Source organism: Mesorhizobium sp. B2-7-3 (assembly GCF_006440715.1).
GTDB lineage: Bacteria > Pseudomonadota > Alphaproteobacteria > Rhizobiales > Rhizobiaceae > Mesorhizobium > Mesorhizobium australicum.
Genome location: NZ_VFTY01000006.1, coordinates 124134 through 137177, shown reverse-complemented (window position 1 = coordinate 137177; position 13044 = coordinate 124134). Strand labels below are relative to the sequence as shown.

General features: G+C 63.9%; 10 protein-coding genes. 1 reads left to right on the top strand and 9 read right to left on the bottom strand.

The window, feature by feature from the left end:
• Nucleotide 1: 1 nt before the first annotated feature.
• The 6 genes from FJW04_RS15515 to FJW04_RS15490 all read right to left on the bottom strand — a co-directional run bounded on the left by FJW04_RS15515 (nt 2) and on the right by FJW04_RS15490 (nt 8118).
• Nucleotides 2-1981 carry an ABC transporter permease subunit gene (locus tag FJW04_RS15515; protein ID WP_140715108.1) on the bottom strand — a complete coding sequence of 660 codons (1980 nt, stop codon included), beginning with the start codon at nt 1979-1981 and terminating at the stop codon, nt 2-4.
• Entirely contained in the window at nt 1978-3045 is a 1068-nt protein-coding gene (locus FJW04_RS15510) for a glycine betaine/L-proline ABC transporter ATP-binding protein (RefSeq protein ID WP_140715106.1), read from the bottom strand. The genes FJW04_RS15515 and FJW04_RS15510 overlap by 4 nt, the downstream gene beginning before the upstream one ends.
• Before the next feature lie 74 nt (nt 3046-3119).
• Entirely contained in the window at nt 3120-4094 is a 975-nt protein-coding gene (locus tag FJW04_RS15505) for an ABC transporter substrate-binding protein (protein WP_140715104.1), read from the bottom strand.
• A 465-nt stretch (nt 4095-4559) separates the two neighbouring features.
• The gene (locus FJW04_RS15500; protein WP_140715102.1) at nt 4560-5324 is read right to left on the bottom strand and encodes an SDR family oxidoreductase; all 765 of its coding nucleotides are present in this window, start codon (nt 5322-5324) and stop codon (nt 4560-4562) included.
• 74 nt (nt 5325-5398) lie between these two features.
• Nucleotides 5399-6196, bottom strand: a complete 798-nt coding sequence (locus tag FJW04_RS15495) for a DUF427 domain-containing protein (RefSeq protein WP_181172951.1) — start codon at nt 6194-6196, stop codon at nt 5399-5401.
• Between the two features lie 266 nt (nt 6197-6462).
• Nucleotides 6463-8118, bottom strand: a complete 1656-nt coding sequence (locus tag FJW04_RS15490; protein ID WP_140715098.1) for an ABC transporter substrate-binding protein — start codon at nt 8116-8118, stop codon at nt 6463-6465.
• A gap of 116 nt (nt 8119-8234) precedes the next feature.
• On the opposite strand from FJW04_RS15490, the gene FJW04_RS15485 reads away from it, so the two are divergent.
• Complete coding sequence (locus tag FJW04_RS15485) at nt 8235-9137, top strand: LysR family transcriptional regulator (RefSeq protein ID WP_140715096.1); 903 nt, start codon at nt 8235-8237, stop codon at nt 9135-9137.
• A gap of 14 nt (nt 9138-9151) precedes the next feature.
• Here FJW04_RS15485 and FJW04_RS15480 read toward each other — a convergent pair whose 3' ends face one another.
• Genes FJW04_RS15480 through FJW04_RS15470 form a run of 3 tightly spaced genes read right to left on the bottom strand, consistent with a single transcriptional unit; the run spans nt 9152 to nt 13036 of the window.
• Nucleotides 9152-11215 carry an ABC transporter ATP-binding protein gene (locus FJW04_RS15480; protein WP_140715094.1) on the bottom strand — a complete coding sequence of 688 codons (2064 nt, stop codon included), beginning with the start codon at nt 11213-11215 and terminating at the stop codon, nt 9152-9154.
• Nucleotides 11208-12086, bottom strand: coding sequence for an ABC transporter permease (locus FJW04_RS15475; RefSeq protein ID WP_140715092.1), 879 nt, complete (start codon nt 12084-12086; stop codon nt 11208-11210). Before FJW04_RS15475 ends, FJW04_RS15480 begins: the two co-directional genes overlap by 8 nt.
• Nucleotides 12083-13036 (bottom strand): ABC transporter permease, encoded by a 954-nt coding sequence (locus FJW04_RS15470; protein WP_083883283.1) that lies wholly within the window; start codon nt 13034-13036, stop codon nt 12083-12085. Before FJW04_RS15470 ends, FJW04_RS15475 begins: the two co-directional genes overlap by 4 nt.
• Nucleotides 13037-13044: the final 8 nt, after the last annotated feature.

The following is a 13044-nucleotide window of genomic DNA, read 5'->3' as shown; positions in this document are numbered from 1 at the left end:
GCTATCCAAGCCTTGCCCGCGCCTTTGCCGTCCAGGCATTGAACAGCCGGTCGGCGACGATGCCGATGAAGGCGATGGCGAGGCCGGCGACGATGCCGCGGCCGGAATCGGCTTTCGACAGCGCGATGAACACTTCCTGGCCGAGATCGCGCGTGCCGACCATGGCGCAGATGATTATCATCGCCAACGCCATCAGGATGGTCTGGTTGATGCCGAGCATGATCTCCGGCAGCGCCAGCGGCAGTTGCACGCGGAAAAAGGTCTGGCGCGGGGTGCAGCCCGACACTTTCGCTGCCTCGATCAGTGCCGACGGCACCTGCCTTATGCCGTGATTGGTGTAGCGGATCGCCGGCACCACGGCGAAGGCTATCGTTGCAATCATCGCCGTCACGTCGCCGACCCTGAACAGCATGACGACCGGGATGATGAAGCAGAAGGACGGCAGCACCTGCAGGGTGTCGATGACGGGTGTGACGATCTTTTCGAAACGGTCCCCACGGGCAGCCATCAGCCCGATGGGAATGCCGATCAGGCAGGCGATGAAGGCGGAGATGCCGCAGAGATAGACCGTCGCCATGGTCTTTTCCCACAGGCCGGTGACCGCGCAGAAAGCGGTCAGCATTGCCACCAGGACGGCCAGCCGCGGGCCGGAAAGCTGGTAGCCGGCAAGGCCGAGCAGGAACACCGCGCCCAGCCAAGGGAAGCCCTCGCAGAAGGCGCGCAGCGGATTGAGCACATTGAGGATCAGCGCCACGCGGAAGGCTTCGATGAGATCGAAGAAGTTGATCGTCACCCAGTTCACCGCCGCTTTCCACAGTGGCGCGGTGGTGAAGGTGATCGCCTTGGGCACAGCCGCGAAGGCGGGTATGAACAGGCCGAGCAGAGTGGTGACGGCAAGAATCGCAATGGCGAGCGTCAGATTGGGGTAGCGGCGCCAGAACCCCGGGTTCGCGGACTGGTGGACATTGCCCTTCGCCTGCTTGTGGGCGATGGCCTGGCTCAGCCGGTCGAGCGCGATGGCCAGCGCGACGATGGCAAGGCCGGCTTCCATCGCCTCGCCGACCTTGAGCGCGCGCAGCGCCAAAAGCACATCGTAGCCTAGGCCGCCGGCGCCGATCATCGAAGCGATGATCACCATGTTGAGTGCCAGCATGATCACCTGGTTGACACCGACCATCAGCGTCGGCCGCGCCGACGGCAGCAGCACGCGCCACAATTTCTGCCGCGCCGTGCAGCCTGCCATCTCGCTGAAATCGTCGATCTCGGACGGCACCCGGGACAGGCCCAGCATCGTTGCCCGCACCATCGGCGGCGTGGCGAAGATGGCGGTGGCGATCATCGCCGAGACCGGGCTGTTGCCGAACAGCAGCAGCATCGGGATGAGATAGGCGAAGGTCGGGATCGTCTGCATCAGGTCAAGTGCTGGGGAGACCACAAGCCGCTCGGCCCACGGCCTGCGCCAGGCCCAGATGCCGGCGAATAGCCCGGTGAGAATGCAGAACGGCACCGCGATCGAGATCAGCGCCAGGGTCAGCATGGCACTGGTCCATTGGCCGAACAGCGCGATGTAGAGGAAACATCCGCCAACCAGCAGGCTGAGCTTCCTGCCTCCCGCCGCATGGCCGGCGAGGAAGGCGACGGCGCACACGCCAACCCAGGACAAACGCGGCAGCACGAAAGCGTCGGCGCCATGGCCGAACTTGAAATTCTTGGCCAAGAGATTGAGCGCGAAGTCGAGCGGCAGGCCGAGCACCGCGGTGACCGAGCGCGTCAGCCAGGACAGGTTCGACTTGATCCAGCCCATCAGCGCGCTGACCCAGTCGGCGACGGGGACGACCCGCTCGACCGGGTAGTTGACGGCCCATGGCAGCCTGTCCTGCAGCAGGAACATCACCAGCACGGCGGCAAGCGCCAGCACCCAGATCACCAGCCACCGTTGGATCGGCGGCCTTGTCCGGCTGGCGGTTGCCGTTACCGTCATGCGCCGGCTCGCTCGATGCCGGCCAGAAGATCGATCACCGCTTGCGGCGTCACTTCGCCGATCGGCGTGCCGGTGCCGTTGATCACGGCGAAGGGTTTGCCGGCGGCAACGATGCTGGCCGAAAAACTCGATATCTTGGCCTCGGGCGCCACCGTGCCGCCGTGCTCGGCGCCATCGCAGCTACGCATCAGGCTGCGCGCCGAGATCACCTTGGCGCGGTCGACGTCGCGGGTGAACTCGGCGACATAGTCGGTCGCCGGATTGACCACCAGTTCCTCCGGCGTGCCGATCTGGATGACTTGGCCGTCCTTCATGATGGCGATGCGGTCGGCCAGCCTGATGGCCTCGTCGAAATCATGGGTGATGAAGACAATGGTCTTGTGCAGCATGGTCTGCAGCCGCATCAGCTCGTCCTGCATCTCGCGGCGGATCAGCGGATCGAGCGCCGAGAACGGCTCGTCGAGAAACCAGATCTCCGGCTTGGTGGCGAGGCTGCGGGCGATGCCGACACGCTGCTGCTGGCCGCCCGACAGTTCGCGCGGATAGAAATGCTCGCGGCCGCGCAGACCGACGAGTTCGATGACTTCCCGGGCGCGCGCCTCGCGTCTCGTCCGATCCTGTCCCTGGATACTCAGAGGAAAGGCGATGTTGTCGAGCACGTTGAGATGCGGCAACAGCGCGAAATTCTGGAACACCATGCCCATGCGATGGCGCCTGAGCTCGATCAGGGCGGCATCGGAAATCTTGAGCAGGTCCTTGCCTTCGAATTCGACCTTGCCATGTGTCGGCTCGACCAGCCGCGACATGCAGCGCACCAGCGTCGACTTGCCGGAGCCGGACAGGCCCATGATGATGAAGATCTCGCCCTGGCGGATTTCGAGGTCGACGGCGCGCACCGCCCCGACAAGGCCTGCCGCCGAAACCTCCGCCATGCTGGCCTTGCCGTCACGCTCGCGGATGAAATTGGCGGCGTTCGAGCCGAACAGTTTCCAGACGTTGCGGCAAGCAAGTTTTATCGGGCGGGCATCCGTCGAGTCGGATGCCTGTTCAATCGCTTCCGTCATTCAGTCGCCCTTCTGGAACATCAGGAATTGAGGTCCGGCCGGTCAACAGCCGGGCCTCCCTTTCCAGTCGAAGGTCACTGCGCCCAGGCTTTCCAGTCTGCCTCGTGAGCGGCGATCCAGGCGGCGGCGACGTCTTCCGGCGTCTTGCCGTCAAGATCGATCTCGCCGCTCATCTTGTTCAACTCGTCGGTGTCGATCGTGTAGGCCTTGGCCACTTTGTAGGCGACCGGCCATTTGTCTTTCATGCCGTTCCAGGAGTACTTCCAGATCTCGCCATGCGGTTTGCCGCAGTCGTATTTGGCGTCCGGGTTCACGCCCCATTTCGGGTCGGTGTAGCATTCGGGCGTGTATTCGGGGAATTGCACCCATTCGCCCTTGTATTTTGCAGGCGCCCAATGCGGCGAATAGATCCACAGCATGATCGGCGCCTTGCGCTGATAGGCGGAATCCAACTCGGCGAACATCGCGGCATCAGTGCCGGCATGGATCACGGTGAAGGGCAGCTTCAGCGCCGCGACACGCTCGTCGTCAAAGCCTTCCCAGGTCACCGGGCCGCCGAGATAGCGCCCCTTTGGCGCCGTCTCGGCGGTCGAGAACGATGCCGCGCAGGTGGCGTCGAGCAGAGCGTGCCAGTCCGGCAAGGTCGGACATTTCTCCTTCATGTATTCGGGAAACCACCACTCTTCCTTGGCCTTCGGGCCGAGCTTGCCGAGCCTTTCGGTCTGGCCCGTGGCATCGGAGGCCTTCATCGCTTCGCCGGCCGTCGTATCCCAGAATTCCAGGCCGACATCGATATCGCCATTGGTGAGGCCGGTTGTCAGGCTGGAGAGATAGTCGGCGGTCGGGTATTCGACGGTATAGCCGAGCTTTTCCAGGATGCCGCCGAGGATCTTGGCGTTGAGATTGACGCTGGTCCAGTCGAACAGCGCGATCTTGATCGGGTCGTTGGATTCCGGCGCCGCTGCCCGCGCTGTCGGCGTCAGGACACTTGCCGCGGCAAGCGCAAAAGCTCCCACTGAGAATTTCGATATCACACTGCGAAATGGCATTGCTTGGTTCTCCTTCAAGCTGTGACGGTTATTGGTCGTTCCCTTGTTGCGTCTTTTCTTGATTGTGTTGGAAAGGCCGGCGGTTGTGCAAGACCGTTCTCGCCATGTCGGGACCAAAGCCGGCACAGGCGCGATGAGGCTCGATTTCGGTGATGACGGACGCTGCCGAGACAGCCAGTCTCATGGCCGATCGATCGCCGCGATGGCGATCGTCCGCGGATCAATTGTCAGTCCTGCGGCGCCCTGCAACATGCGAGCCATCAAGGTCCCATGATCCCGAGCATTTCCGGCGGAATTGCTCTCGGCTATCGCCTGGCAAGCCCCATCTCGCCAGCGCGGTTTCATAGGATGAAAATATATATACCAACGTTGATGCCGCGCAACGACTAACGCCGCGAAGAAGCAGAATTCCAGACCGCAGGCGAAGCCGGCCGACGACGGCGGGACATGGTTCGCATGGCCTGTTTACCAGCACACGTAGCCGCCATCGACGATCAGGTCGAGGCCGGTGACGAAGCTCGACGCGCGGCTGGCCAGGAAAACCGTCGGCCCGACCATTTCCTCCGGCGCCGCCATGCGTCCCATCGGCGTGTCGCGTTTGAAGATCTTCACCTCTTCGGCCACCTCCGGCCGTTTGTTCATCGGCGTCAACGTGTAGCCCGGGCTGACGACATTGACGCGCAGCCCACGATCGGCCCACTCCATGGCCAGGCTCTTCGACATGTGGATGACGGCGGCCTTCGAGGAATTGTAATGCGCCTGCGTCAGTCCGCGATTGACGATGGTGCCCGACATCGAGGCGATGTTGATGATCGAGCCCTTGCCCCGCGCCAGCATCTTGCGCGCTTCTGCCTGGCAGGACAGGAACACGCCGGCGACATTGACCTCGTGCACCTTCCGCCATTTTTCCAGCGCCAGTGTCTCCGCTGGTTCGGAGCCGGCAATGCCGGCATTGTTGACGGCGACCGTCAACGGACCGAGTTCGGCTTCGGCGCGATCGATGGCCGTGGCCAGGTCGCCCTCCGACGTCACCGTGCCCGTCAGCACCAGCGCCCTGCGGCCGAGTGCCGTGATCCGGTGAGCGGTTTCGTCCAGCCCGCCCTTCGACGCATGGCCAAAACAAGCGACATCGGCGCCTGCCTCGGCCAGTCCGATCGCGATTGCCTGGCCAATGCCGCTGCCAGCCCCGGTGACCAGCGCAACGTCGCCGTCCAGTTTAAAAAGATCCATCGATAGCCCTCCTTCTCAAGGAGGGTATGCGCTGACCTATATCTCGATCAAGCCTTCAGCGGGCTGCGGCGTGCCTAGAAATATCCGTCGGACGCGGCCGTGGCTTCCTTCGAGATTTCGACCCCATCGACCAGGATCTTGTCGACCAGTTCGTGGTGGAAGCAGACCAGTCCCTTGATGCGTTCTGCCTCGTGCACCGGCTCCGGATAGTACCAGACCATGTTCTCGTGCCGTTTCTTGGGCGTGGTCACGTGATAATAGTTGGAAATGCCCTTGTAAGGGCAGCGTGAGATGTAACGGCTGGGCGCGAACATATCGAGCCGCGTGTCGGAGATCGGCAGATAGTGGCGCACCGGGTGGCCGGTTTCGAACAGGAACACGCCGCGCCGTGAATCGGCGACCTGCTCGCCATCGAGGATGACCTGGACGCGCCGCGACGACGGCAGGCAGTCGACGCGCCGGAACGGGTCGCGGGCGTGCACGAAGATCTCCTCGTCTTCCTCGAACCAGTGGCCCATCTTGCTCCACACGAACGACATGTAGCCCGCGATCGGCGGACAACCCTTGACCGGATCGAGATAGCGCCATGCACCGTCTTCGACCAAGGTGATGCCTGTATTGAGCGAGTAGTGCGTGGCGACGCCCTTGTACGGATCTTCCGTCGTCGTCTTTGAGGGCAGCAGGAATTCCTCGCGCACGTCCTCGATCGGGAAATAGTAGACCGGCAGATGGTCGGATTCGTACAAAACCAATGCCCTGGTGGTGTCGGCAACGGTCATCGAGCCGACCTGGACCCGCAGCCGCTTCAGCGACGGCATGGTGAAGGCGACATAGCCGGGCTCGAACTCGTACTGCTCGATGGTGTCGAGCACGGGGAAATGCGGTCCGCGACCGCGCAGATGAGGCTTGCGAATGGTAGTCTCCTGTTTCTGTCTGTCGTCGGCGCGTGGTTAGGACGATATGAGGCTGGGCCGACGGCCGGCGAGGGCTTCCGTACGGTGGGCGTTTGCCGGTGTCGAACCGTTGGAGCGATGGCCCCCCATCGTTCGTCGCGGGCCTGTTGCCGGATAGCCTCACCGCCCGAAACACGGAGCCGCCCAATATTGCTTCTGCCTGCCGAGCATGATCTTGGCAGCATCTACCCCAGCGACACCCGATCGAGCAGCAGCCCGGCGGCGATCGGCGGCAAGCCGCTGACATTCTTGCGCACCGGCACCAGGAGATCGGGGAAGTAGCTGAAGATGATGGGTGTCTCGTCGAGCAGCAGTTTCTGGACGTCGGAGGCTGCCGCGCGCTGCGCGCCGATATCGAGCGCCTTGAGATAGCTCGTGACCATGCCGTCATAGGCAGGGCTCTTGAAATGCGCCGCGTTCCAGGGGCCGTCGCTGACCAGCGGGCTTTTGAGGAACACATTCGGCACGCTGCGATGAGCGTAGTCGGTGATGCCGAGCGGGCTGTCCAGCCAGTCCGATTGGCCGAATACGGCCTTGCCGTAATATTTGTCCTGGTCTTCTATGTTGAGCGAGATGCGGGCGCCGATCTCCTTGGCGAAATTCTGGAACAGCTGCGCGTAGCCGGGAATATCGGAGTAGCGCAACGTCGTCAGTGTGATGTCGAAACCATCGGCAAGCCCCGCCGCCTCCATGAGTTGCTTGGCCTTGGCGATATCCTGCGTGCGTTGCGGCACCGACTTGTCGGTGGCCGGGAAGGCCGGCGCGAACGGGCTGTCATTGCCGGTCGCCGCCATGCCGCGGCACAGTCCGTCGACCAGCTTGGACCGATCGATGCTAAGCGCCAGCGCCTGGCGCACGCGCTTGTCGGTGAAGGGCGCCATGTCGCAGCGCATGTGCAACTGGCGATGCGCGGTCGAGGCGACGCGCAGCACCGTGATGTCGGGGCTGTTCAGCACCACCTGGCTGACATCGAGCGGAACCGCGTCGAGAATGTCCACCTCGCCGGCCTGCAGCGCCAGGATGCGCGGCTGCACGTCGCCGTAGAACTTGAATTCGAGCCGGTCGGGCAATGCCTTCTCGCCCCAATAGTCGGGATTGCGCACGAAGGTCGCGCCGACCTTCGGCGTATAGGTCTCCATCCGGAACGGCCCGGTACCCTCAAAAGTCTTTTCGTAATCACCTTTGTAGCTCGCCGGCAGGATGACGGCGTTGTAATTGTCGATCGACACCGAATAGGGAAAGCTGCCGTTCGGCGCATCGAGATGGAAGGTGACGGTGTGATCGTCGACCTTCCGGGTTCCACCCTTCGACAACAGGCCCTTGAACACCGACAGCGCGTTGGAGGCGCCGTTGGGATCGGCCAGCCGGTCGAACGTTGCGACGACGTCATCGGCTTTGAATTCCTCACCATTGTGGAATTTCACGCCCTTGCGCAGCTTGAAGGTCCAGACGCTGCCGTCCGCATTGGGCGACCAGCTTTCCGCTAGAACCGGCTTCAAGGTCAGATCCGGCTGGGTGATGCAAAGGAATTCGGCGGTCTGGAAAACCAGCTGATAGCTGCCACTGTCATAGAAGGTGACGGGATCGATGGCCCCGCCGGGCATGGCCACGCCGGCACGCACCGTGCCGCCCGGCTTGCCCTCGGCGCTGGCCTTCCGCGTGCCGAAACCGGCCGCTCCCAAAATGCCGCCAAGCAACGGCAGCGACAGGCCAAGCATGCTGCCGTGGCGGAGAAAATTACGCCGGTCGAGCCTGCCTGCCAGCAACTCGTCGACAGCGGAATTTTCGATTTCCGTGAGGCTTTTGCGGGCGGCGTCGATCGTCATGAAATGCCTTGGCATGGCTGCATTCCTCGCTTGCCCTCGGGAGAGTGGCCATTTAGGTCATTGTTGACCGCGACCGGAAAGCGATATTTTTTGATGGGGCCCATCGAAATTTTCGATGCTGGAATGATGGCATGGACACCGAAAACCTGCGCAGCTTCCTGGAGGTCGCCGAGCATGGCAGTTTCACGGTCGCTGCCAGCCGGCTCAATCTCGCGCAGTCAACCGTCAGCGCCCGGATAAGGGGGCTGGAGGAGCAGTTGGGGCGCCGGCTTTTCGTAAGGGATCGCGACGGCGTCACGCTAACGCCGGCTGGCCGGCAGTTCCTCCCGCACGCCTCCTCCATCACCCGTACTTGGGAGCAATCGCGGCAGGACATCGCTGTTCCCGACGGTTACGAGTCGCTGTTGCGCTTCACCGCGCCCGCCTATCTCTGGGATCGCGTCACCTCGCCATGGATCGCGTGGATGCGGGCCCAGCGGCCGAACGTGGCGCTGCGGCTCGAAGGAAGCTTTCCCGACCTGGCGATCGACCAATTGGCCGAAGGACTGCTCGACATCTGCATTCTCTATCTGCCGCGGCCGCATCCCGGCATCGTCTACGAGACGCTGGCCGTCGATCAGGTCGTGCTTGTCCAGCATTCCGCACAGGCAGGACCGTGGACGCAAAACTACATCCTGATGGATTGGGGGCTCGAATTCCGCATCGAGCACGACCGTGCCTTCGCTGGGATGGTGCAGCCGGCAATCTCGGCCGGGCTGGTCTTCATCGGCCTGCAGCACGTGCTGTCGCAAAAAGCCGCGGCCTATCTGCCGCTCAGTGCCGTCAGCGGCTACATCGAGAACGGTGAGATGAAACGCATCGAGGATGCGCCTGTGTTTCAGCGGCCGATCTATCTCGCCTATCCCAGCAATCCCGCATCGTCGGATGTGCTCGACGTCGCGTTGACCGGATTGCGGACACTGGCAAGGGACTGGACCGGTGATCGGGGCTTTGCCGAGGGGGACCGCTCCTTCAGCATGACCGGCCAGGCGTGATCGATGCGGGCCGCTTACGCCGGCAGGGCTGCGACCGCCGCCGGTTTCTGCAGCCGCCTCAACTCGGCATAGGGAATGTGGCAACGGATCGAATGCCCCGGCTGGGCCTCGGCGAGCGGCGGCTCCTGCTGTTCGCAGATCGGCCCGATCTTGCGTGGGCAGCGCGTGTGGAAGACGCAGCCCGATGGCGGGTTGGTGGCGCTGGGGATTTCGCCATCGAGCCGGATGCGTGCCGTCTCGGCCTGATCGAGCTTGGGCACGGCCGATAGCAGCGCCTCGGTATAGGGGTGATGCGGTCCGGAAAAAACGTCCTCCGATGGCCCGATCTCCATGATGCGGCCGAGATAGAGCACGGCGATCGTGTCGGAGAGATAACGCACCACGCCAAGGTCATGCGAAATAAAGATGTAGCTGACGTCTTCCTTGGCCTGCAGGTCGGCGAGCAGGTTGAGGATCGCCGCCTGGACGGAAACGTCGAGCGCCGAGGTCGGCTCGTCGCAGACGACGATGCGCGGGTCGCCGGCGAAGGCACGGGCAATGGCGACCCGCTGCTTCAGCCCGCCCGAAAGCTGGCGCGGCTTGACCGCCAGATGCCGGTCGGTGAGCCGCACCGAGCGGACGAGATCGTTGAGGCGCGCCTCCAGGGCTGCACCCCTCAAGCCCGCCAGCCGCTTCAGCGCACGGCCGATCAGATGGCGGATCGAATGCGAGCGGTTGAGGGCGGAGTCCGGGTTTTGGAAGACGATCTGCATCGCCTTGACCTGGTCGTCGCCGCGGTTCTCCAGCTTCGGCGCCAGCGCCTTGCCCTCGAGCTCGATGGTGCCGCCCTCATCGGGAGGCACCAGCCCGAGCAGCAGCCTGGCGAAGGTGGTCTTGCCCGAGCCGGATTCGCCGACCAGCCCGAGCGTCTCGCCGGGCCTGAGATCGAGCGAAACGTCCTTGACGGCGCGCAGTGCATGGCCGTGGCTGGCGTAGGTCTTGTTCAGCCGGGCGACGCGCAGCACCGGCGCCGTCGTGGGTTTCGGTGCGGGCACCACGTTGGCGGGCGTGGCACGTGGCAGGGCCTGCGCCTGGTCGTGGTAGTGGCAGCGCGACAGCCGCCTCCCGCGCTCGTCGGTCAGATCATAGAGCGGCGGCAATTCGGTGCGGCAGCGGTCGGTGGCCAGCGCGCAGCGGTCGGCGAAGGCGCAGCCCTTGATGTCAGCGCCGATGCCGGGCAGGAAGCCCGGGATGGTGTCGAGCCGGCCCTGGTCCTTGCGCTGGCCGCCGCGCGGCAGGCAGCGCAGCAGCGCCACCGTGTAAGGGTGGCGCGGATCGTTGAAGACGACATCGGTCGGTCCTTCCTCGACCAGCATGCCGGCATAGAGCACGCCGACCCGGTCGCACATGTTGGAGACGACGGCGAGGTTGTGGCTGATGAACAGGATCGAGGCCGACAGTTCCTGCCTGAGCTGCGCGATGAGGTCGAGCACCTCGGCCTCGACCGTCGCGTCGAGGCCGGTAGTCGGCTCGTCGAGGATCAGCATCGAGGGATCGTTGGCCAGCGCCATGGCGATCGCCACGCGCTGCTGCATGCCGCCCGACAGCTGGTGCGGATAGCGCTGCATGACGCTTGGCGGATCGGAGATGCGCACGCGGTTCAGCATGGCGATGGCGCGATCGGTGGCAGCTTGGCCCGTGATGCCGCCAAGCTCGAAAATTTCGGTCAATTGCCGGCCGATGCGGATCGACGGGTTCAGCGCCTTTCCCGGGTCCTGATAGACCATGGAGACGCTTTCGGCGCGCGCGCGCCGAAGCGCCTCCGCGTCGAGCTTCATCACGTCCTGGCCGTCGAGTGAGATGGCGCCACCTGATATCGAGCCGTTGCGCGGGAGGTAGCGCACCACCGTGAGGGCTACAGTCGACTTGCCGCAGCCGGATTCGCCGACCAGCCCATAGGCCTCGCCCTGGCCGATGGTGAGGCTGAGATCGCGCAGCACCGCGCGATTGCGGCCGGCGACCCGGTAGGCGACCGACAGGTCCTTGATATCGAGCGCGTCCTTTGCCTTCCCTGTCGTTGTATTGGCGGGTTCAGTCATTGAAGGCCCCATGCACGCCGTCGGCGGCCAGGTTGACGCCGATCACCAGCGAGGCGATGGCGAGCGCGTCGAACAGCACCGTCCACCAGAAGCCGCCGCCGATCATGCCGTAATTGCTGGAAATGGAGAGCCCCCAGTCGGGTGACGGCGGCTGGATGCCAAAGCCCATGAAGGAGAGGGTAGCGACCGCAAAGATGGCGTAGCCCAACCGCACCGTGGTCTCGACCAGGATCGGCGGGATGACGTTGGGCAGTATCTCGACGAACATCGTATGCAGCGCGCTCTCATGCCTGAGCTGTGCGGCGGCGACATAGTCGAGCTCGCGCTCGGCCAGCACCGCCGAACGCACGGTACGTGCGATGATCGGCGCGAAGCTCAGGCCGATGACGATGATGACGGTGGTCTTGGACGTGCCCAGCGCGACGATGGCAAGCAGCGCCACGATCACCACGGGGATCGCCATGAAGGCTTCAAGGATGCGGCTGACGACATCGTCGACGATGCCGCGGAAATAGCCGGTGAGCAGGCCGAGCGCGGTGCCGGCGACCGTCGCCAGCAAGGTAGCCAGGGGCGCGACGGTGAGGATATCGCGCGAACCGACGATGACGCGCGAGAACACGTCGCGGCCGATCTGGTCGGTGCCGAACCAGTGTTCGCGCGAAGGCGGCGCCAGCGCGTTGATGATGTCGTCGGCGAGCGGATCGTAGGGGACAAAATGTTCGCCAAACAGCGCGCAGGCAACCCAGAACAGCACGATGGCGATGCCGACGAGGAACGTTCGCGAGCGCAGCAGTGAAAAAAACACTTCGGCCAGCGGGCCGCGGCGCCGCATGTCGTCCTGCGCGGGGGAGGGGGTCTGGACGGCGCTCATTGGTCTGACCCCAGGCGGATGCGCGGATTGAGCACGGAGTAGAGGAAGTCGGCGATCAATGTGGCCACCGCATAGACGATGCCGATGGTGAGGATGCCGGATTCCAGCATCGGAAAATCCTTGCCGCGCGCGGCGGTGAAGATCAGCGAGCCGATGCCCTGGTAGCGGAACAGCGTCTCGATCACGACAAGGCCGCCGATGAGATAGCCGGTCTGGGTCGCGATGACGGTGATGGTCGGCAGCAGCGCATTGCGCAGCACATGGCGCCAGATCACAGTGCGCCAGGGCAGGCCTTTGAGCACGGCGGTTCGCGTATAGTCGGAATCGAGCGCCTCGATCATGCCGGAACGCGCCATGCGCGCAATATAGCCGAACAGCACCAGGAACAGCGGCAGCGACGGGAGGATCAGGTAATAGAGCTGGGTGAAGAAGCCGGCATCCCTGGGCCACGCGGCCGAGATCGGCAGCCAGCGCAGCCACACGCCGAAGATCAGGATCAGGATGATGCCGGTGACGAATTCCGGCAGCACCGTCACCGACAGGCCGCCGAGGCTGATCATGCGGTCGAGCGGGCGATTGAGGTTGAGTGCGGCAATGACGCCGCCGAGGATGCCGATCGGCACCACCAGCACGAAGGCGACCGCCGCCAGCTTCATCGAATTGCCAAGCGCACCGATGACGAAGGGCGCCACCGGCGAGCGGAATATGTAGGAGGTGCCCATGTCGCCCTGGACGAAGTTCGAGATCCAGCTCCAGTACTGGGTGAGCAGCGGGCGATCGACGCCGAGCGTGTGATTGAGCGCGTCGACCGCGCGTTGGTCGGCGAACGGACCGAGGATCGCGCGCCCGACATTGCCAGGCAGGACCTGGCCGCCCAGGAACACCATGATGCTGAGCAGGAACAGCGTCACCAGGGACAGGGACACACGCCGCGCAAAGAAGGAGAGAATGGCTAAGA

Coding starts and splice junctions, on each gene's coding strand:
- FJW04_RS15480 (WP_140715094.1), bottom strand. CDS start 11,215: ATGACTGAACCCGCCAATACAACGACAGGGAAGGCAAAGGACGCGCTC.
- FJW04_RS15490 (WP_140715098.1), bottom strand. CDS start 8,118: ATGCCAAGGCATTTCATGACGATCGACGCCGCCCGCAAAAGCCTCACG.
- FJW04_RS15500 (WP_140715102.1), bottom strand. CDS start 5,324: ATGGATCTTTTTAAACTGGACGGCGACGTTGCGCTGGTCACCGGGGCT.
- FJW04_RS15515 (WP_140715108.1), bottom strand. CDS start 1,981: ATGACGGTAACGGCAACCGCCAGCCGGACAAGGCCGCCGATCCAACGG.
- FJW04_RS15510 (WP_140715106.1), bottom strand. CDS start 3,045: ATGACGGAAGCGATTGAACAGGCATCCGACTCGACGGATGCCCGCCCG.
- FJW04_RS15485 (WP_140715096.1), top strand. CDS start 8,235: ATGGACACCGAAAACCTGCGCAGCTTCCTGGAGGTCGCCGAGCATGGC.
- FJW04_RS15505 (WP_140715104.1), bottom strand. CDS start 4,094: ATGCCATTTCGCAGTGTGATATCGAAATTCTCAGTGGGAGCTTTTGCG.
- FJW04_RS15475 (WP_140715092.1), bottom strand. CDS start 12,086: ATGAGCGCCGTCCAGACCCCCTCCCCCGCGCAGGACGACATGCGGCGC.